Raw genomic sequence first — 20,265 nt, 5'->3', positions numbered from 1 at the left:
AGGCACGGCGCCGACGGCCGCCCTGCTGGCCGACGCCGAACCACCGGCGGCGCCGATCCGCCAAGAACACCAACGCAGAACCCCTTGAGAGTCCGCCCAGCCGCATCAGTCCACGGAGGCCTCCACAGCCGGTTCCGCAGACCGCCGCCCGGCGAGCAGGTTCAGGATGTCCCGGCACGCGCCGTAGCCGGGGGTGGCCAGGTCGCCCAGGGCGTGGCTGCGGCGGTAGAAGCGGCTCGGGTCGCGGCCGACGCCGAGGCCGAGCACCTCGACTGCGCCGCGGCGCTCCAGGTCGGTGACGACGGTGGTGAGGTGGCGGGACAGGTAGTCCTCGTCGTTGGCCAGTGCGGTGGCGGTGTCCATCGGGCTGCCGTCGGAGAGGACGAGCAGCAGTTTGCGGCGCTCGTCGCGCGCGAGGGCGCGGTGGGCGGCCCACGCGACGGCCTCGCCGTCGGCGCCTTCGCGGTAGAGGTCGGCCTTGAGCAGCGCGGCGATCTCGCGGCGGGCGCGGTGCCAGGGGGTCGCGGCGGCCTTGAACACCAGGTGCCGCCGTTCGTTGAGGCGGCCCGGTGCGGCCGGGCGACCGGCGCGCTCCCAGTCGCGGCGGGCGCGGCCGCCGTGCCAGGCCGCGGTCGTGAACCCGAGGATCTCGCACGCCGCGCCGGCGGGCTCCAGCGCGCGGGCGAACAGGTCGACGAGCGCCGCCACGGACTCGCGGTGCTCCTTCATCGAGCCCGAGCAGTCGATCAGGAAGGTCACCAGCGCGTCGCCGGCGGGCGCGATGCGCGGAACTTGGAACACGGCGCCCTCACCCGGCGAGGACACCAGCCGCGACAGCGCGCGGCCGTCGACGTAGCCCTCTTCCTGCGCCCCCTCCCAGCCGTCGGCCGAAGGCGTGGCCAGTAGCGTCCGCAGGTCCCGCGCGAGCCGCATCCAGCTCACGCCCTGCGCGGCCACGCGCCGGTCGAGGGTCTCGCGGAACTCCTTCAGCAGCTCCGGACGCACGAGGGTGCGCGGGGCGGGCTCGCGGTCGTACGCGGCGGTGAAGGCGCGGTAGCCCACGCCGTCCGCCGGCGCCCGCTCACGAAGGTCACCGGCCCGCGCGACGCCGCCGTCGGCGGGGTCGTCGAAGTCCAGCAGCGCCGCGAACGGCGCCGCGTCGGCGGTTTCGTCACCGTCGCCACCCAAGCCCGCGTCGGCGAGCAGCGAACCGACCTTCTCGGCCAGCGCCCGGGCGTACCCGCCGAAGGCCACCTGGTTGTCGCGGGTCCGGCGCAGACCCGCCAGTTCCGGTCCGATGACCGGGGCGAGCGCGGCTCGCGTGGCCTCGATCAAGTCCTCGGTCTCTTCGAGCACCGGCTCCCCGAGCACGCGGGCCCGGCCGACCTGCGCGACCGTGTAGACCAGCAGTCCCGCGGCGGTCTCGGTGAGGCCGGCGTGGTGCGCCCCGAGCGCCCACCGGCGGTAGCGTTCCCGCACGTTGCGGGCCACTCCGGGAAGCGCCGCCGGCACCAGCGACTCGACGCGGAACTGTTCGAGCAGTTCGAAGACCAGCCGTGCGATCCCGTCGGCCGGCCGCAACCGCCGGTGCAGCGCGGCGTCCGAGCCGAGCAGGCGCAACGCCATCCCGTCCGCGGTGCCGCGGAACGCCTCGAAGTCGTCGTCCTCACCGGGCCGCAGGTGCGGCGGCGCCGGGAGCGCGTGCGGCCCGCGGTACAGCCGCCAGCCGCGGAAGTGCACGCCGGGATCGCCGCTCAGCGCGCGGAGGGTGGTGGCGCAGAGCTCTTCGGCCCAGCGGCGCCGGCGCAGCGCACCGTCCACTTCGGTCACGCGGTGAGTGCGAGCTCGGTGTCGAAGCAGCGCTGGTAGTACTCCGCCAGCACCGGCCGCTCCGCCTCGTCGCAGCGGTTCACGAACGACAGCCGGAACGCGAGCGCCGCGTCGCCGAAGATCTCGGTGTTCTCCGCCCACGTGATGACCGTGCGCGGGGACATCAGCGCCGACACGTCGCCGGCCCGGAAACCCTCCCGCGTCAACGCCGCCACCGCGACCATCGCTTCCGCGAGCGCGCCGTCGAGCCACGGCACCCGTGCGCGCACGATCGCGACCTCCTCCGCCGCGGGCAGGTGGTCCAGCGCCACCACGATGTTCCACCGGTCGACCTGCGCGTGGTTGAGCCGCTGGACGCCGTGGTAGAGCCCGTTGAGGTTGCCGAGCCCGACGGTGTTGGCGGTCGCGAACAGGCGGAACGCCGGGTGCGGGGTCAGCACCCGGTTCTGGTCGGTCAGCGTGAAGCGCCCGTCGCGCTCCAGCAGCCGCTGGATCACGAACATCACGTCCGGCCGGCCCGCGTCGTACTCGTCCAGGACCAGCGCGACGGGCCGGCTCAGCGCCCACGGCAGGATGCCGTCGCGGAACTCCGTCACCTGCTTGCCCTCGCGCAGCACCACCGCGTCCTTCCCGACGAGGTCGAGCCGGCTGAGGTGGCCGTCGAGGTTCACCCGCACGCACGGCCAGTTCAGCCGCGCGGCGACCTGCTCGACGTGCGTCGACTTCCCCGTGCCGTGCAGCCCCTGGACGAGCACGCGGCGGTTGCGGGCGAAGCCGGCGAGCAGCGCGAGCGTCACGTCCGGGTTGAACCGGTAGGCCTCGTCGAGCTCGGGCACGTGCTCATCGGGCTCGGCGAACGCCGGTACCACGAGGTCCGAATCGAGGCCGAAGACCTCGCGCACCGCGACCGGCCGGTCGGGCAAGTCCGTCACGCTCTCCCCCTTCGGGTTCACAACGGGATGCTGTCGGCGTCCTCCGCGGCACCTTCGGCCTCGACGCGGCTGATCGCGGCCGCGGCCCGCTGCAACGCCGGCAACGTGTGCAACGCCTTGTCCGGGGTCAGCCGCATCACGGGCGCCTGCACCGCGACCGCGAGGTTCGACCGTCCGGCGGGCGCCGGGACCAGCACCGCGACGCACACCAGCCCCGGCAGGAACTCTTCCTCGTCCAGCGCGAACCCGTCGCGCCGGATGCGGGCGAACTCGGCCTCGAGGGTGTCGACGTCGGTCACCGTCTTCTGCGTGTAGGGGCGCAGCGGCGCGGCGCCGAGCAGCCGGCGCCGCTGTCCCGGCGTCTGCTGGGAGAGGATCATCTTGCCGCTCGCCGAGCAGTGCACCGGAACCCGCGAGCCGGGCCGCAGGTAGAACCGCAGCGGCTCGGAGGTCTCGACGCGGTCCAGGTAGACGATCTCGCTGCCGGAGAGCGCGGTGATGTTGCAGCTCTCGCCCAGCTCGTCGACCAGGTTCTTGAGGATCGCGTGCCGGACCCCGTGGTGCGTCGCGTTGAGCAGCAGGTTCTCCGCGAGCCGCCGCAGCCGCACACCGGTGCCGTAGTGGCGGCCGTCGGCCTGGCGCATCAGCAGGCCGGCGGCGTCGAGCTGCTGCAGCATGCGGTGCACCGTCGGCTTCGGCAGGCCGGTCTCCTCGACCAGCCCCTGCAAGGTGACCAGCTGGTCCTTGGCCGCGATCCGCTCGAGCAGCGAGAACAGCCGCAGAGCCGGGGTATCCCCGTTCACCGCGCCGTCGGGGTCGCGAATCAGCTCCACCACACCTCCTGGGCTCGTGCGTCCGATTCGCAGAAACTAGCACACTGCGTCTCATTTTCCGAAAGATGGCATTGACCAGCCGGTCGCGAGCGTCCTATGGTCACTCCATCCTGATTTTAGGAACTCTCAGTACCGATTTCTGTAAACCAACTTGCTCGAAGGGGTGCATGCATGGCTGACAGGAAGACCGGAGACGGCCGAACCGTGGCCGCCGGGCCGACGAAGATGACGCCGTCGGAGGCCTTCGTGGAGACCCTGGTGGCCAACGGCGTCACCGACATCTTCGGCATCATGGGCTCCGCGTTCATGGACGCGATGGACATCTTCGCGCCGGCCGGGATCCGGCTGATCCCCGTCGTCCACGAGCAGGGCGGCGCGCACATGGCCGACGGCTACGCGCGCGTCAGCGGCCGGCACGGCGTGGTGATCGGCCAGAACGGGCCGGGCATCAGCAACACCGTCACCGCGGTGGCGGCCGCTTTCTGGTCGCACAGCCCCGTCGTCGTCGTGACCCCCGAGGCCGGCACGATGGGCATGGGGCTGGGCGGCTTCCAGGAAGCGCACCAGCTGCCGATGTTCCAGGAGTTCACCAAGTACCAGGGGCACGTCAACAACCCGCGCCGCATGGCGGAGTTCACCGGGCGCGCGTTCGACCGCGCGATGTCCGAGATCGGGCCGACGCAGCTCAACATCCCCCGCGACCACTTCTACGGCGAGATCACCACCGAGATCCCGGAGCCCCAGCGGCTCGACCGCGGCCCCGGCGGGCAGCAGAGCCTCAACGAGGCGGCGGAACTGCTGGCCGCGGCTGAGTTCCCGGTGATCATCTCCGGCGGCGGGGTCGTGATGTCCGACGGCGTCGAGGAGTGCCGGGCGCTCGCGGAACGCCTCGGCGCCCCGGTCGTCAACAGCTACCTGCACAACGACTCGTTCCCCGCGAGCCACCCGCAGTGGTGCGGACCGCTCGGCTACCAGGGTTCGAAGGCCGCGATGAAGCTGCTGTCCCAGGCGGACGTGGTCGTGGCGCTGGGCTCCCGGCTCGGGCCGTTCGGCACGCTCCCCCAGCACGGCCTCGACTACTGGCCCACCAACGCGAAGATCATCCAGATCGACGCCGACCACAAGATGCTCGGCCTGGTCAAGAAGATCACCGTCGGCATCTGCGGCGACGCGAAGGCCTCGGCGCAGGCGCTCACGCAGCGGCTGACGGACCGCACGCTCACGTGCGACGCGACGAAGGACCAGCGGCTGGCGAAGCTGCGGGCGGAGAAGGAGGCCTGGGAAGCCGAGCTCACCGGCTGGACGCACGAGAAGGACCCCTACAGCCTCGACGTGATCAGTGAGGCCCAGCAGGAGGACGGCAACTGGCTGCACCCGCGGCAGGTGCTGCGCGAGCTGGAGCACGCGATGCCCGCGGACGTCATGGTGTCCACCGACATCGGCAACATCAACTCCGTCTCCAACAGCTACCTGCGCTTCGAGCGGCCGCGCAGCATGTTCGCGGCGATGAGCTGGGGCAACTGCGGGTACGCCCTGCCGACGATCATCGGGGCCAAGGTCGCCGCACCGGACCGGCCCGCGATCTCCTACGCCGGTGACGGCGCGTGGGGCATGAGCATGGGCGAGATCCTCACCTGCGTCCGGCACGACATCCCGGTCACGGCCGTGGTGTTCCACAACCGCCAGTGGGGCGCGGAGAAGAAGAACCAGGTCGACTTCTACAACCGCCGGTTCGTCGCCGGGGAGCTCGAAAGCCCGAGCTTCGCGGGGATCGCGCGGTCGATGGGCGCCGAAGGCGTCGTCGTGGACCGGCTCGACCAGGTCGGCCCGGCGCTGCGGCAGGCGGTGGACGCCCAGATGAACCAGGGCCGCACCACGGTCCTCGAGATCATGTGCACCCGGGAACTGGGCGACCCGTTCCGGCGCGACGCGCTGTCCAAGCCGGTGCGGTTCCTCGACAAGTACAAGGACTACGTCTGAGCCGAACACTCCCCGGCCCGTCCGGAACCCGCCGCCACGGTCCTGTCCACTCAGGACCGTGGCGGTGTTCGCGCGTCCGGCCGCCTGTCCTCAGTGGACTGTTCGAGCCGGCGGACGCGGGGTCAGCTGGCGATGCCGGCGTGCCCGAAGCCGTTCGGCAGCGTGAGGCTGTGCCCGGTGAGCTCGACCTTCGCGCGCAGGTAGCGGACGTTCGTCTCGGTCGCGAACACGCCCGTGCGCACGCGCTCGTGCACCTCGAGACCGTGCGCGGTCAGCTGTGCGGCCTTGTCCGGGTTGTTCGACAGCAGGTCGAGCTCGCGCACCCCGAGCGCGGTGAGCATCTGCGCGGCGGCGGTGTAGTCGCGGGCGTCCTCAGGCAGGCCGAGCGCCGCGTTGGCCGCGTACGTGTCGAGACCGCTGTCCTGCAGCGCGTACGCGTCGAGCTTGTTGTACAGACCGATCCCGCGGCCTTCCTGGCGCAGGTACAGCAGGTAGCCGCCGGTCTCGGAGATCCGCGCCACGGACTCGCGCAGCTGCGGGCCGCAGTCGCAGCGGGCAGAGCCGAAGACATCGCCGGTGAGGCACTCGGAGTGCAGCCGCACGAGCGGGACCTCGCCGGGCTCGCCCAGCACGAACGCCAGGTGCTCCAGCCCGTCGGCGAGCCCCCGGAACGTGACGGCCTCCGCGTCGGTTTCGAAGTCCTCGCCGAGCCGCAGCGGGATCCGCACCCGCGTACGCACCTCCGCTGCTGTGGTCATCGACCGCTCCGTTCTCCCAGGTGGTTCAAATTTGAACCACGACTCGATCGACCCTACAACAACGTTCAAATTTGAACAACCTGCGTTACCATGGGTGCATGGCCGAACCCCGATGGCTCACGGATCGCCAGCTGCAGACCTGGCAGGCCTTCCTGGCGGTGACCTCGCAGCTCAACCGCCGCGTCGAACAGCAGCTTCGCGACGACGCGGGGCTTTCGCATCCACAGTACGAAGTTCTGGCCCGGCTCGCCGCCGCCGGCGGGGCACTGCGGATGACCGAGCTGGCCGGGGCGGCGCTGACGTCGAAGAGCGGCCTGAGCTACCAGGTCGGCCAGTTGGAGAAAGCGGGGCTCGTCGGCCGCCGCTCGTGCGAGTCGGACGACCGGGGCGTGATCGCGTTCCTCACCGATCTCGGCTGGTCACAGCTTCGCGAAGCCGCCGCGGGCCACGCCGCACTCGTCGGCGAACTCCTCGTCGACAGCCTCACGCCCGAGCAGTTCACGGCCCTCGGCGAAGCCCTCGACACCCTCGAAACCCACCTCCGCGGCGCCGATCGGCCCCAGCGAACGGCGGTGTGAGACTCGGCACGCGGAGTCCACGGCGCGGGCGTTCCCGCCTCCGCGTGGCACAACCACTCCGGCGCCCCTACGAGCCGACTGTCCTCTGTGTCCAGTCGGGTACTCCGGGCGACCGTGCCGCCGCCGTCAGCAGGGCGAGGTCCGGTGGCACGAGCACGGCGGACGCCAACAGGCCGGTCAGCAACTGTTCGTCGCCGCGCGCCGGATCGAGGCGGGCGCGCACGGCGTCGACGGCGGCGCGCACCGTGAGCGGCGTCCAGCCGCCGCCGGGGTCGAGGGCGGCGAGCTGGACCGCGGCCCGCTCGGACGGCAGCGTCCGCGGATGTGCTTCCCAGCGCAGGAAACTCTGGCCGACCACGATGAGCGCGAGCCGTTCCCGCGCGGCGAGCACGCCGTCCGCCACGGGGGGCGCGACCGGCCGGCCGTCGGCGACGTGCACCTCCAGCACGTGTTCGCGCCCGCGGGAGCCGTGCACGTACAGCGGCAGGTAGCCGCCCGGCAACGGCACCGGCGCGGCGCCGGTGAACAGCAGCCGCGACTCGGGCAGGCGCAACGGGACCTTGCCCGTCGCCCGCACCCACCACCGTTCCCGGTGCCGCTCCAGCACGCCGTGGCGGCGGCTCACGCGCCGGTCGTCCTCCCCCACCGGCACGGACACCTCGGCGGTGTTGCGCCCGAACGTCACCGGGTCCGGTTCGGTCGGTGGCACCAGCACTCCCCCGGCCGGCCCCAGGACCACCAGCGTCCCCGCCGGTGACGCGAACCCCCGCGCCAGGCTCGGGTGCCCGGCGGGCAAAACCCGCGTCCTCTCACCGGTCACACCGCCCCCACCCGCTCAGGCGCGGGGCCGACCCACCGCGCGCCGCGAGGCTAGCCAGGGGGCGCCGGGACCCCTCCCGAACCGGGCGGGCCGACGGCGTCGTCATCGGGTGGTTCGAGCAAGGCGAGGTCCGGCGGCACGAGCGAAGTGGACAGCAGCAGTTCCTTCACGAGGTTGTCGTTGAGGGAGTTGCCCACCGGCTCACCGACTTCCTCGCGTGTGAGGCCCGGGACGCCGGCGCGGGCGAGCCGCCCGCGCACGGCGACCACGAGGTGCTCCGCGCGCTTGGACGTCCAGCGCTTGCCCGGTTCGAGTTCGGCGAGCTGCTCGGCGATCTGCCGCCACGCCATGGGCTGCGGGTACGGCTGCTGCAACAGGTAGCGCTGCGCCAGCGACACGAGCACGAGCCGTTCCTCGGGGCTGAGCCGCCACATGCGCGGCGGCTCCGTCACGTCCTGCGGCCGGGACTCGGGCCGGCGCCCGTCCGCGCCCGCCACGTACAGCTCGAGCAGGTGCTCGCGGTCGGCGGACCCGCGCACGAACACGGCCGTGTAGCCCTCAGCGAGCGGCACGGGCTCTTCCTCGGGGAACAGCAGCCGCGAGCCGGGCAGCCGGATCGGCAGCCGGCCGGTGTTGTGCATCCACCAGGCGTCGCGGCGGCGCACGAGGAACCCCTGTTTGCGGCTGACCTTGCGGTCGTCCTCGCCGACGCAGACGTGCACGTCCTCGCGGTTGCGGCCGAACAGCACTTCGCGGCCGTCGCGCGGCGGCATGCGGATTCCGCCGGTGACGGCGAGCGCGAAGATCGTGCCGGGCGGCGAGGGCGGCACGCCGAAGGCGAGGCTGCCGTGGTCGGCACCGAGGGGTTCGGCCTGGCCGCCGGGGCGCAGTGCGGTCATGCCTGCGGCAGCTTCGAGACGACGGTGCCGGCGAGCGCGGTGGCCGGTGCGCACAGCTGGGCCGAGGGCGGGTCGCCGTGCAGGACGACCTTGAGCTGCTCCACCGCGGCCTCCCCGTGGGCGTCGGTGTACCGGCGGTAGACCAGCAGGGCCTGGCAGGTGTTGTCGGCGAACTCGTCGGTCTTGAGGTAGGCGTCGTGGCCCGCGACCTGCACGAGCTGGCCGCTGTCCCCGTCCGGCGGCTGGTCGCGGTCGAAGATCACGGTCACCGAGCGGGTGGAAGCCGAGCTGTCCCAATCGCAGGTCCAGTTGCCGTAACCGGGCTCCACCTGCACCGGAGCCGCCACCCCCGCCGCGCTGGCGAGCGTCGGCGAATCGAGCAGCGCGCAGGCGTCGACGCGCGCGAGCGAACCGGCGGGCCACGGCGTCGCCCGCGCCGGCACGCCCGAGGCGGCCAGCGCCTTCGTCGCGGACGCCACCGCGACCCCGGCGGCCTGGCACACGTCGAGGTGGTCGCCCTCGTCGTCGGCGACGGTCACGCGCACGAGGTAGCGGTCCTGCAGCTGGATCAGGCGCACGCATTCGCCGTCCTGCGCGGGGTCGCCGAACACGTCGAACGGGCCCGAGCGGGTGCGCTGCCCCTCCGGCGCCGCCTTGTCCGCGGGCGGGTCCTGCAGCTCCACCTTCACGTCGGCCTGCACGTCTTGGCCGGGGCGGTGGATGATCACGTCGCAACGGTCGAAGTTGCCGTAGTCCGGGTCCACCTCGGGGTCGCCGAAGGGCTTGAGCGGCGCCGGGTCGACGAGCCGGCACGGATCGGCCGAGCGCGGATCCCGCCCGATGCCGAGCTTCGCGGGCGCCGCGGACGCGCCCGCTCCAGCCGCGGGTGTCGCGGCGTTTTCCTTGCCAGGCAACGCAACCAGCGCGACACCGGCGAGCACCACGACCGCCGCGACGGCCACCCCGGCGAGCACCAACCGGCGACGGCGGCCACGGCCCGGGCGCAGGGGTGCCGCGGCCGGGAGCCCGTCGAGCCCCGCCGCGAGGAGGCCGTGCGCGGCGGCCGCCGTGGGCCGGTCCGCGGGCGCGGCACTCATCAGCGCGGCGAGCGCGGGCGCGAGGTCGCCCGCCTGGCGCGGCGGCGACACGACACCCTCCGCGGCGCGGCGGATCGTCGCGAACTCGTTGCCGCCACCGAAGGGCGGCACACCTTCGACGGCCGCGAACAGCGTGGCGCCCAAGGAGAACACGTCCGACGCGGGCGTCGGCGCGTGGCCCTGCGCGACCTCCGGCGCGAGGTAGCCCGGGGTGCCGCCGATGAGCGGTGAGTCGGTGAGCGTCTCGTCGGTGCGGACCGAGCGGGAGATGCCGAAGTCGGTGAGCTTCGCGCGGCCGTCTTCGGTGATGAGGACGTTGCCGGGCTTCACGTCGCGGTGCACGATGCCGCGCTCGTGGACGGTGGCCAGCGCCGCCGCGACCTGCACGCCGATCTCGGCGACGGTGCGCACCGGCAGGCTGCCCCGTTCGGTCAGCAGCTCGGCGAGGCTGCGCGACGGGACGTACTCCATCACCAGCCACAGCTCGTCGCCGTGGGCCACCACGTCGAAGAAGGTGACCACGTTCGGGTGTTGTACCCCGGCGGCGAGGCGGGCCTCGCGCCGCAGGGTACGGCCGCTCACCGCGTCGGAGAGCCGGGCCTGCTTGACCGCCACCACGCGGTCGAGCTGCTCGTCGCGCGCACGCCAGACCACACCCATGCCGCCGGTGCCGATCCGCTCGAGCAGTCGATAACGCTCCGCGATCACCTGGTCACCCTGCACCGACGCTCCCCTCGGCGTGGTCGGACCTCAGTGAGGTAACTCGCAGTAACGATACTGCATCACATCCGGCCGCAGGAAGCGGCCCGGATCGGGACGGGTCCCCGGCGGGGCGCTTACGGTGCGGGTTCGAACGATCACCCTCACGAACCGGAGGACCGGATGAACGGCTCCACCCTCGTCCGGCTGGCCGCCGCCGGCGTCGTCCTGGCGGGCGTGTGCGCGCCCGCCGCGCACGCCGCGCCGGCGGACCGGCTGGAGATCACCGAAGGCGGCACCCCGGACCACCCGCGGGTGTACTCCGGTGCGGGACAACAGGTTTCCGGCATCGACGTCGACGCCGACTGGGTGGTGGTCGACGGCTTCACGCTCACGAACCCGTCCGCTCCCGGCGTCGAACTCGAGGGCGACCACGTGACCCTGCAGAACACCACGATCACCGAACCGCACGGGGGCGACGGCGACGGTATCCGCTTCTTCGGTGACTACCTCACCATCCGGCACAACACCGTCAGCGGGACGTCCAACCGCAACGGCCACGCGGACTGCTTGCAGACCTTCGCCAGCGACACGCGGCCCAGCAACCACGTCCGCATCGAGGACAACCGCTGCGAAAAGATCGACAACACGTGCCTCATGGCCGAGGGCCCGAACGACGGCGAAGGCGACGGCAAGGGCCACTCGACCGACTTCGTCATCAAGGACAACGACTGCGAGACGCTCAAGGCGTCGCAGACGCTGATGTTCGAAGACGTCCAGCGCGCCACCATCACCGGCAACACCTTCGCCGCGGGCCCCGACCACGCGATCGGCCTCGCGATCGGCTCGACGGGCGCCCACGTCGACGGCAACCACGCCGACCCCGCCATCCCCTGCGAGGTCGGGATCGACAGCTCGTCGCGCCCGGGCTACACCGGCCCCGAACCCACCTGCGAACCCTGACGGTTCCCCTTGGCGGACAAGGGAACCGACTGGGAGCCGCGCTCCGCAGCGTGAGCGCCACAGTCACCCGTCCGGTCGATCAAGGGTCCACAGTGGACGCCGGAACCCACCCGGTTGAACCACGAATCGACGTATAGGCCGTTATACGACTGCGGACACCCGGGTGAATCCGCTGCGGAGCGGTTGGCGCACCGCGCGTGCGGGTACCTGCCGAGCACACCGGCAGGCGCGCCGCCGAAGGAGACCTCCATGCTCAGTCACGAAGAACGCAGCGAGCTGGACAAGATCGAGCGCTGGTTCGAACTCAGCGACCCCGCACTGGCCGCGGCCCTCTCGCGCGGCAAACCCGCCCCGAACCGCCTCGCCCTGACCATCCTCGCGGTGCTCTTCGACCTCGGCGCCGTGGCCTTCCTCGTCGCCGGCCTCGTGACCACCAGCCCCGCCCTCACCCTGGGCGCCCTCCTGTCCGCCGGCGGCGGCGTCGCCCTCCACATCATCGGCGGCCACAGCCACGGCTGACCGCACCGCAGGCCCACCGCCACCCCACCACGCACGCACTCCTCCCAACCCCCACCCGGCTACGCACCCCAGCCCCGCACCCACCCCTCCCAACCGCCACCCCCCAACACACCCCACCACGCACCCACTCCTCCCAACCCACAACGCACCTCACCCACTCACCCACCCCTGCCCACCGCCACCCGACTACGCACCCCCACCACGCACCCACACCCGGCCCTGCACCTCGATCCCCGCCTTCCACGCGGTCTGGAGCACTTTGTCAAGGCACGCTTTCCAGCCTTGACAAAGTGCTCCAGACCGTCGTGACAATCAAAGATCGGGGTGCCCCCAGCGGGTTTTCGCCCCAGCGCAACGTCGCGCCCCAGCGCGACGAGCCGCTCACTCCCCCAGCCACAACCACCCACCCACTCCAGCACGACCCGGCCCACCCACCCCCACACACGTGCACAACCCCACCCCAACCCAGCACACTGGACCCCGTGCCCACCACCACCTGGGTCCTCCACGTCGATCTCGACCAGTTCATCGCCGCGGTCGAGATCGCCCGCCACCCCGAGCTGCGCAACCGCCCGGTCGTCGTCGGCGGGACCGGCGACCCTTCCGAACGCGCCGTCGTGGCCACCGCCTCCTACGAGGCCCGCGAATTCGGCATCCAATCCGGCATGCCCTTGCGCCTGGCCGCGAAACGCTGCCCCGACGCCGTCTTCCTCGCCACCGACGCCCCCGCGTACCAGGAGGTCTCCGACCGGGTGATGGCGCGGCTGCGCGAGTTCCCGGCCGTCGTCGAAGTCCTCGGCTGGGACGAAGCCTTCCTCGGCGTGACCACCGCCGACCCCGAAGCCTTCGCCGCCGAGATCCGCCACGCGGTGCAGGAGGAAACCGGCCTGTCGTGTTCCGTCGGGATCGGCGACAACAAGCTGCGCGCGAAGCTCGCCACCGGCTTCGCCAAACCCGCCGGTATCTACCGGCTCACGCGGGAGAACTGGTGGGCCGTGATGGCCGAGCGGCCCACCGACGCCCTGTGGGGCATCGGGCGCAAGACCGCCAAGAAGCTCGCCGAAGCCGGCTTCACCACGGTGCTGCAACTGGCGGGGGCCGACCCCGAAGACCTGGCCGCGCGCTTCGGCCCGCGGCTCGGCCCGTGGTACCGGCTGCTCGCGGGCGGCATCAGCGACGCCGAGGTCACCGCCACCCCGTACGTGGCCCGCTCGCGCGGCCGGGAAACGACCTTCCAGCAGGACCTCACCGATCCCGGCCGCATCGCCGACGAGATCGACGGGCTCGCCCAGCGCGTCGCTGCTGACGTCGCCGAGGAGGGCCGCCCCGCGGCACGCGTGGCCGTGAAGGTGCGGTTCGCACCGTTCTTCACCCACACGCACAGCGTCACGCTCCCCGAGCCGACGTCCGACGCCGCGGCCATCGGCCGCGCGGCCCACGAGGTGCTGGGGATGTTCGAGCTCGGCAAGCCGGTGCGGCTGCTCGGTGTCCGCGCGGAGTTCCCGCGCCCGCCGGAGTGACCACGGCCCCGTTTGGCCGCCACCCCGGGGCGGGTAGCCCGAAGGGAACCCCAGGATTCGAGGTGACGGCATGTCCGACGGCGACGCTCCCCGCGCGCGGCCCGGTGACCGGTTCGCGGGGCTGGGCGGGGAGTTCGGCGGACTCACCCGGTCGCTGCTCGGCGCCACGACGATCGGCGGTGTGCTGCGGGAACTCGTGACGACCGCGGCGCGCGTGATCCCGGCGGCGTCGCTGGTCAGCATCACGCTGCGCGCGCCCGACGGGATCTTCTACACGCCCGTCGAGACCGACCCGATCGCGACGGAGCTCGACCAGGTGCAGTACCGCACCGGCGAAGGACCTTGCGTCGACGCCGCCCGGCCCGACGGCCCGGCCCACGCGGAGAGCCAGGACCTCGCGCGCGAGGCCAAGTGGCCGCAGTTCGGCCCCACCGCCGCCCGCCACGGCGTCGGCTCGCTGCTCGCCATCGCGCTGCTGCCCGACGCGCGCCCGCCGCAGGTGTCCGGCGCGCTGAACGTGTACGCGCACGAAGCCGGCGCGCTGACGGAAGCCGATCGCGACGTCGCACTGCTGCTCGCCACCCACGGCTCCCTCGCGCTGGCCAACACGCGCGCCGTGACCGCCGCGGAGCTGCAGAACGCGCAGCTGCGCAAGGCGATCGACTCGCGGGACGTGATCGGCCAGGCCAAGGGCATCCTGATGCAGCGGCGCGGGATCACGGCCGACGAGGCGTTCGACATCCTGCGCCGCACCTCACAGGACCTGAACGTGAAGCTCACCGTGCTGGCCGAGACGCTCGCCAGCCGCCACGTCGACCTCGACCTGCCCGAGCCGCTCGCTTGACAGCCTCCGGCCCGTCTTGCCATGGTGGATGGCGGGAAAACGAGACGCGCGCCCGCGGGCGCGCACTCCGGGCCGAGAGGCGCTGCGACGGTAACCTCGAGGGTTCCGCCACGCTCGGCCCGTGAGTCCGGACAAGGGCGCCTCCTGACAAGGAGGTGCCTTTTGTTTTCACCGAAGCGGAATTCGCCGGCGAACGGCGTCCGCGCCTCCTGAACCCTCCGGCAGGCTCCGGTGCCCCGTACGCGGTGGCGCCGTGATTCGCCTTGCCCGGCAACGGAAACGACCACTCCAAGGGGAACGAACATGAGCCCGAACCTGCAGACCGTGAACGGCGTCGACTTCGCCGTCGCCGACCTGGCCCTCGCCGAAGCCGGGCGGACGCAGCTGCGCCTGGCCGAGCACGAAATGCCGGGCCTGATGGCGATCCGTCGCGAATTCGCCGCGGCGCAGCCGCTGAAGGGCGCGCGCATCGCCGGCTCGCTGCACATGACTGTGCAGACCGCCGTGCTGATCGAGACGCTCGTGGCGCTCGGCGCCGACGTGCGCTGGGTGTCGTGCAACATCTTCTCCACCCAGGACGAAGCCGCGGCCGCGGCCGTCGCCGGTCCGAACGGGACACCGGACGAGCCCGAGGGCACACCGGTGTTCGCGTGGAAGGGCGAAACCCTCGACGAGTACTGGTGGTGCACCGACCTGCTCTTCCGCTTCCCCGACGGGCAGGGCCCGAACATGATCCTCGACGACGGCGGTGACGCGACGCTGCTCGTCCACAAGGGAGTCGAGTTCGAAGCCACCGGCGCCGTGCCGGAAGCCGACGAGAACGACCCCGAGGAGTACCGCATCATCCTGCGCACACTCGCCGAGAGTCTCGCCGCCGACCCCCGGCGCTTCACGCGCCTGGCCGAGGGGATCCGCGGCGTCACCGAGGAGACGACCAACGGCGTCAAACGGCTCTACAAGCTCGCCACCGAGGGCACCCTGCTGTTCCCGGCCATGAACGTCAACGACTCGGTGACGAAGTCCAAGTTCGACAACAAGTACGGCATCCGCCACTCCATGGTCGACGGCCTCAACCGCGCCACCGACGTGATGATCGGCGGCAAGCTCGCCGTGGTGTGCGGCTACGGCGACGTCGGCAAGGGCGCCGTCGAGGCGCTGCGCGGCCAGGGTGCGCGCGTCGTGGTCACGGAGATCGACCCGATCTGCGCGCTGCAGGCGGCGATGGAGGGCCTCGACGTGGTCGAACTCGACGACGTGGTGGAGCGCGCCGACATCTTCCTCACCACGACCGGCAACTTCGGGATCATCTCGGCCGCGCAGATGGGCCGGATGAAGCACAACGCGATCGTGGCCAACGTCGGCCACTTCGACAACGAGATCGACATGGCCGGGCTCGCCAAGGTGCCCGGCATCCGGAAGCTCCAGATCAAGCCGCAGGTGCACGAGTGGCGCTTCCCCGCGGCCGAGGGGCGGGCGGCGCACTCGATCATCGTGCTGTCCGAAGGCCGGCTGATGAACCTCGGCAACGCGACCGGGCACCCGTCGTTCGTGATGTCGAACTCGTTCGCGAACCAGGCGATCGCGCAGATCGAGCTGTTCAGCAAGCCCGGCGAGTACGCGGTGGGCGTGCACCGGCTGCCGAAGCTGCTGGACGAGAAGGTGGCGCGGCTGCACCTCGACGCGCTGGGCGTCAAGCTGACGAAGCTCAGCAAGGAGCAGGCGGAGTACATCGGCGTGGACGTGGCCGGACCGTACAAGCTGGAGCACTACCGGTACTGAGTTCGCCCGCGAAGCGTGCGGCGCAGCGCACCGACTAAGGGGTCCTCCGGCTCCGAGGGGGAGGGAGAGCCGAAGGACCTCGTTAGTGTTAGCACATCGCCAAGCCGGTGTACACAGCTGCATACACGATCGGGTAAGGATCGGGGGCGGAGGGGAATCGGCCCGCGGAAAACCGTGAAGGTCCCGTTCCCCGGAGTGCCGGAGAGCGGGACCTTCACGGTCACCGAGCCGCGGGAGGGCTCAGGAAGCCTGCCGGAGCACCGCCTCCACCTCGACGGCCAGCGTGCAGGCGCACGCCTCGTCGAGCGTGTGGCAGTCGATGATGAGGGCGTGCCGGATGCGGTCGAGATCCGTGCAGTTCTCGTCCGTGCACTCGGCGAACCCGCCGTCCGGGTGAACGACCAGTGTGCCGTGGCAGTGGTCGATCCCGCTGGTGCAGAACGCGCACTCCATGCTCATGCCGCCTTCCGCGATCGTGCTGGGTACTGAACCGGACGGCTCCTTGGTACCACCGGTGAGCGCCAGAGTCTGGCATACCGGCGGCGTGTCGCCGCGCCCGGTCCGGTGAACCCGGATCCGGCCCAGTTCAGCGTGCCACGGCTGGAAAAGCGGCCCGTCAGGCGCTCTTCGGCCGGCGCGCTCGCGGGGTGGTCTTCTTCGCCGGCTTCTCGCTGTCGGGCGCGGCTTTGCGCGAGCTCGGCTTGCCCGCGGCCGTGGACGAGCGCGACTTGCGTGCTTCGGAAACGCTCGCCTCCAGCGCGGCCATGAGGTCCACGACGTCGGCTTTCGCGCCCACCGCGCCCGGTTTTTTCGTCTCCTGCCCGGAGACCTTCGCCTCGATCACCGCTTCGAGCGCTTCGCGGTACCCGTCCGTGTACTTCTCGGACTCGAAGACCGGCTCCGACAGCGAGTCGATGAGCGAGCCCGCCATCGTCACCTCCTGCGGGCGCACCTGCGGCGGGTCCTCGCGCAGGAACGGGAAGTCGGGGGTGCGCACCTCGTCGGGCCAGAGCATGGTGGTCATCACGAGCACGTCGGACACGACCCGCAGCAGGGCCAGGCTCTCGCGCTGGCGCACCGCGACCTTCGCGATCGCGACGTGGCCCGCCTTGTGCAGCGCGTCGCGCAGCACCACGTACGGCTTGACCGCGTTCTTCTGCGGTTCGAGGTAGTAGGTCTTGTCGAACTGGATCGGGTCGATCGACTCCAGCGGCACGAACTCCAGCACGTCGATGGTGCGCTGCGTGGCCAGCGGCAGGTCGGCGAGGTCGGCGTCGGTGAGCACGACCATCTCGCCGTCGGGCAGCTCGTAGCCCTTCGCGATCTCGGCGTAGGGCACTTCCTCGCCGTCGACCGTGCAGAAGCGCTTGTACTGGATGCGGCCGCCGTCGGCTTCGTGCACCTGCCGCAGCGACACGTTCTTGTTCTCGGTGGCCGCGTACAGCTGGATCGGGATGCTGACCAGCCCGAACGAGACCGAGCCCTTCCACATCGCCCGCATGCGCGCTCCTCCGCTGTCCGGTTGCCTGGCTCACACTCACGCTCGGTAACAACCGTAGCCGGGATCGTCCGTTCCCGACAGTCCCGCCGGTCGGCCCCGGCCCTGACCGGCCCAGTCTGACCTGCGCCGACGGGCTCGAAGCGGTCACCCCGAGTAGCGGCGACCCCCGGATCCGGGGACCACCCAAAGATGCGGGGTACGCAATTTTTTGCGTACCGCGCACTTTTGCTACTCTGGTGGGCATGACCACCGAACCCGCGGCACCCGTCCTCGGCCTGCGCGAACGCAAGAAGATCGCGGCCCGGCAGGCACTGGGCACCGCGGCGCTGCGGCTCGCGCTCGAGCGGGGCATGGACCAGCTGCGGGTCGAGGACATCGCGAACGAGGTGGGCGTGTCACCGCGCACGTTCAACAACTACTTCTCGAGCAAGGAGGAAGCGGTCTGCTCCTTCATCGTCGCGCAGCAGGAGCGCGTGCGGGAGGCGCTGCGGGCCCGGCCGGCCGAAGAGCCGCTGTGGGACGCGGTGATCAACGCGGCGGTGGAGCAGTCCTCACGCGACGGCCGGCCGACGCGCGAAGACGTGCGCCGGATGCGTGACATGCTCCAGAACGCCGGTTTGTTCGCGGAAATGCTGCGGGCCCACGCCACCGTGGAGCGGGTGCTCGCCGAGGCCGTCACCGAACGAGCCGGCGGTGCCGCAAATCCGTTGCACGCGCGCATGCTCGCGGGGATCGTACAGAGCGCTTCCCGCATCGCGTTCCACAACTGGCTGACGTCCGGCCGGGACGACCAGTTCCTGCCGACGTTCGTCGAACTCCTGCGGGAAGCGTCCACCGGCATGCCGTCGCTCACCGCGGCAGCGGCCGGCGCCGCCCGCACCTGAGAAACCGAAGCACCACGACCGACACACCCTGGGGGAGAACCGACCCGTGCTGATCCGCCTGTTGCGCAGTCACCTGCGCCCGTACAAGACGACCATCTGGCTGGTCGTCGTCCTGCAGCTGGTGCAGACGCTGGCCGCGCTGTACCTGCCGACGCTCAACGCCGACATCGTCGACGGCGGCATCGTCAAGGGCGACACCGGCTACATCATGCGGGTCGGCGCCATGATGCTGCTGATCACGCTCGTGCAGATCGCCGGCTCGGTCGGCGCCGTCTACTTCGGTGCCCGCACCGCGATGTCGCTGGGCCGCGACGTGCGCGCCTCAGTGTTCCACCAGGTGCAGGACTTCTCGGCCCGCGAGGTCGGCCAGTTCGGCACGCCGTCGCTCATCACGCGCACGACCAACGACGTGCAGCAGATCCAGATGCTGGTGCTGATGACGCTGACGCTGATGGTGTCGGCGCCGATCATGTGCGTCGGCGGCATCGTCCTGGCGCTCAACCAGGACGTGCCGCTCTCGGCGCTGCTGCTGGTGATCGTGCCCGTGCTGGGCATCGCCGTCGGCCTGATCATCTCGCGAATGCGCCCGGCGTTCCGGCTCATGCAGGTGCGCATCGACAAGATCAACCAGGTCATGCGCGAGCAGATCATGGGCATCCGCGTGATCCGCGCGTTCGTGCGCGACAAGCACGAACAGGAGCGCTTCGGCCAGGCCAACGACGAGCTGCTCACCGTGTCGCTGCGGGTCGGGCGCCTGATGGCGCTCATGTTCCCCACCGTGATGCTGGTGGTGAACGTCTCGAGCGTCGCCGTGCTGTGGTTCGGCGGGCACCGCATCGAGAGCGGTTCGATGCAGATCGGCGCGCTGACGGCGTTCCTGGCCTACCTGCTGCAGATCCTGATGTCGGTCATGATGGCCACGTTCATGTTCATGATGGTGCCGCGCGCGGAGGTGAGCGCCGAGCGCATCTCCGAGGTGCTCGACACCGAGCCGAGCGTGCGGCCGCCGCTGCGGCCGGTCTCCCCCGCCGGCGTGCACGGCGTGCTCGAGCTGACCGCCGTCGAGTTCTGCTACCCCGGCGCCGAAAAGGCGGTGCTGCGCGACATTTCGGTCATCGCGCGGCCCGGCGAGACCACCGCCGTCATCGGCAGCACCGGCAGCGGCAAGACGACGCTGCTGAACCTGATCCCGCGGCTGATGGACGCCACCGGTGGCAGCGTCCGCGTGGACGGTGTCGACGTGAAGGAACTCGACCCGGCCGCGCTGGCGCGGATCGTCGGGATGGTGCCGCAGAAGCCGTACCTGTTCGCGGGCACGGTGGCGAGCAACCTGCGCTACGGCAATCCGGACGCGACGGACGAAGAACTCTGGCACGCGCTGGAAGTGGCGCAGGGCAAGGACTTCGTGGAGCGCATGTCCGAAGGGCTCGCGGCGCCGATCGCGCAGGGCGGCACGAACGTGTCGGGCGGCCAGCGCCAGCGGCTCGCGATCGCGCGGATGCTGGTGCACAAACCGGAGATCTACTTGTTCGACGACTCGTTCAGCGCACTGGACTACGCCACCGACGCGGCCCTGCGCCGCGCGCTGGCCGAAGAAACCCGCGACGCGACCGTGGTCATCGTCGCGCAGCGGGTCAGCACCATCCGGGGCGCCGACCGCATCGTCGTCCTCGACGACGGGCGGGTCGTCGGCACCGGAACCCACCACGAACTGATGGACGGCAACGAAACGTACCGCGAGATCGTGCTTTCGCAGCTGACCGAACAGGAGGCGGCGTGAGCGAGGAGAACACCAATTCCGGGGGCGTGGCGACGGAGGTCGGCGAACG

The 20,265-nt window shown here is 71.3% G+C and carries 18 protein-coding genes and 1 riboswitch; of the genes, 9 read left to right on the top strand and 9 right to left on the bottom strand.

The window, feature by feature from the left end; all coding sequences use genetic code 11:
* Positions 1–105 precede the first annotated feature (105 nt).
* The 3 genes from ACIA77_RS38090 to ACIA77_RS38080 are packed head-to-tail and all read right to left on the bottom strand — an operon-like array spanning position 106 to position 3,595.
* Positions 106–1,830, bottom strand: a complete 1,725-nt coding sequence (locus ACIA77_RS38090; protein WP_395890958.1) for a cobalt chelatase — start codon at positions 1,828–1,830, stop codon at positions 106–108.
* Positions 1,827–2,762 (bottom strand): AAA family ATPase, encoded by a 936-nt coding sequence (locus ACIA77_RS38085; protein ID WP_395890957.1) that lies wholly within the window; start codon positions 2,760–2,762, stop codon positions 1,827–1,829. Before ACIA77_RS38085 ends, ACIA77_RS38090 begins: the two co-directional genes overlap by 4 nt.
* A gap of 17 nt (positions 2,763–2,779) precedes the next feature.
* Positions 2,780–3,595 carry an IclR family transcriptional regulator gene (locus tag ACIA77_RS38080; RefSeq protein ID WP_395890956.1) on the bottom strand — a complete coding sequence of 272 codons (816 nt, stop codon included), beginning with the start codon at positions 3,593–3,595 and terminating at the stop codon, positions 2,780–2,782.
* Between the two features lie 171 nt (positions 3,596–3,766).
* Between ACIA77_RS38080 and xsc the strand changes: the two genes are divergently transcribed.
* Entirely contained in the window at positions 3,767–5,575 is a 1,809-nt protein-coding gene (gene xsc, locus ACIA77_RS38075; RefSeq protein ID WP_395890955.1) for a sulfoacetaldehyde acetyltransferase, read from the top strand.
* 122 nt (positions 5,576–5,697) lie between these two features.
* Here xsc and ribA read toward each other — a convergent pair whose 3' ends face one another.
* Entirely contained in the window at positions 5,698–6,333 is a 636-nt protein-coding gene (ribA, locus tag ACIA77_RS38070) for a GTP cyclohydrolase II (protein WP_395890954.1), read from the bottom strand.
* A gap of 98 nt (positions 6,334–6,431) precedes the next feature.
* Here ribA and ACIA77_RS38065 point away from each other — a divergent pair, with 98 nt between their 5' ends.
* Entirely contained in the window at positions 6,432–6,911 is a 480-nt protein-coding gene (locus ACIA77_RS38065) for a MarR family winged helix-turn-helix transcriptional regulator (RefSeq protein WP_395890953.1), read from the top strand.
* Positions 6,912–6,978: 67 nt separating this feature from the next.
* Here ACIA77_RS38065 and ACIA77_RS38060 read toward each other — a convergent pair whose 3' ends face one another.
* From ACIA77_RS38060 to ACIA77_RS38050, 3 genes are all read right to left on the bottom strand, one after another.
* Positions 6,979–7,620: an FHA domain-containing protein gene (locus ACIA77_RS38060; protein ID WP_395890952.1), complete on the bottom strand. Its 642-nt coding sequence runs from the start codon at positions 7,618–7,620 to the stop codon at positions 6,979–6,981.
* Between the two features lie 161 nt (positions 7,621–7,781).
* Positions 7,782–8,630 carry an FHA domain-containing protein gene (locus tag ACIA77_RS38055; protein ID WP_395890951.1) on the bottom strand — a complete coding sequence of 283 codons (849 nt, stop codon included), beginning with the start codon at positions 8,628–8,630 and terminating at the stop codon, positions 7,782–7,784.
* Positions 8,627–10,450, bottom strand: coding sequence for a protein kinase (locus ACIA77_RS38050; protein ID WP_395890950.1), 1,824 nt, complete (start codon positions 10,448–10,450; stop codon positions 8,627–8,629). Before ACIA77_RS38050 ends, ACIA77_RS38055 begins: the two co-directional genes overlap by 4 nt.
* Before the next feature lie 159 nt (positions 10,451–10,609).
* On the opposite strand from ACIA77_RS38050, the gene ACIA77_RS38045 reads away from it, so the two are divergent.
* The 5 genes from ACIA77_RS38045 (at position 10,610) to ahcY (ending at position 16,051) form a co-directional block, all read left to right on the top strand.
* Positions 10,610–11,389 (top strand): right-handed parallel beta-helix repeat-containing protein, encoded by a 780-nt coding sequence (locus ACIA77_RS38045; RefSeq protein ID WP_395890949.1) that lies wholly within the window; start codon positions 10,610–10,612, stop codon positions 11,387–11,389.
* A 249-nt stretch (positions 11,390–11,638) separates the two neighbouring features.
* Entirely contained in the window at positions 11,639–11,908 is a 270-nt protein-coding gene (locus tag ACIA77_RS38040; protein WP_395890948.1) for a DUF3040 domain-containing protein, read from the top strand.
* Between the two features lie 482 nt (positions 11,909–12,390).
* Positions 12,391–13,428, top strand: coding sequence for a DNA polymerase IV (locus ACIA77_RS38035; protein WP_395890947.1), 1,038 nt, complete (start codon positions 12,391–12,393; stop codon positions 13,426–13,428).
* Positions 13,429–13,498: 70 nt separating this feature from the next.
* Complete coding sequence (locus ACIA77_RS38030) at positions 13,499–14,272, top strand: ANTAR domain-containing protein (protein WP_395890946.1); 774 nt, start codon at positions 13,499–13,501, stop codon at positions 14,270–14,272.
* 68 nt (positions 14,273–14,340) lie between these two features.
* Positions 14,341–14,422, top strand: a riboswitch (S-adenosyl-L-homocysteine riboswitch).
* 153 nt (positions 14,423–14,575) lie between these two features.
* Positions 14,576–16,051 (top strand): adenosylhomocysteinase, encoded by a 1,476-nt coding sequence (gene ahcY, locus ACIA77_RS38025; RefSeq protein ID WP_395890945.1) that lies wholly within the window; start codon positions 14,576–14,578, stop codon positions 16,049–16,051.
* Positions 16,052–16,291: 240 nt separating this feature from the next.
* On the opposite strand, the gene ACIA77_RS38020 is transcribed toward ahcY, so the two are convergent.
* Both ACIA77_RS38020 and ACIA77_RS38015 read right to left on the bottom strand, forming a co-directional pair.
* Positions 16,292–16,504, bottom strand: coding sequence for a hypothetical protein (locus ACIA77_RS38020; protein WP_395890990.1), 213 nt, complete (start codon positions 16,502–16,504; stop codon positions 16,292–16,294).
* A gap of 163 nt (positions 16,505–16,667) precedes the next feature.
* On the bottom strand, positions 16,668–17,552 hold the full coding sequence (locus tag ACIA77_RS38015) for a Ku protein (RefSeq protein ID WP_395890944.1): 885 nt from the start codon (positions 17,550–17,552) through the stop codon (positions 16,668–16,670).
* A 242-nt stretch (positions 17,553–17,794) separates the two neighbouring features.
* Between ACIA77_RS38015 and ACIA77_RS38010 the strand changes: the two genes are divergently transcribed.
* Together ACIA77_RS38010 and ACIA77_RS38005 are read left to right on the top strand one after the other, a co-directional pair.
* The gene (locus ACIA77_RS38010) at positions 17,795–18,436 is read left to right on the top strand and encodes a TetR/AcrR family transcriptional regulator (protein ID WP_395890943.1); all 642 of its coding nucleotides are present in this window, start codon (positions 17,795–17,797) and stop codon (positions 18,434–18,436) included.
* A 46-nt stretch (positions 18,437–18,482) separates the two neighbouring features.
* Entirely contained in the window at positions 18,483–20,216 is a 1,734-nt protein-coding gene (locus ACIA77_RS38005; RefSeq protein WP_395890942.1) for an ABC transporter ATP-binding protein, read from the top strand.
* Positions 20,217–20,265: the final 49 nt, after the last annotated feature.

Source organism: Amycolatopsis sp. NPDC051903, assembly GCF_044452505.1.
In the GTDB taxonomy this organism is placed as follows: Bacteria; Actinomycetota; Actinomycetes; order Mycobacteriales; family Pseudonocardiaceae; genus Amycolatopsis.
The sequence above is the reverse complement of the archived record's forward strand: the minus strand, read 5'-3'. Positions and strand labels throughout refer to the sequence as shown.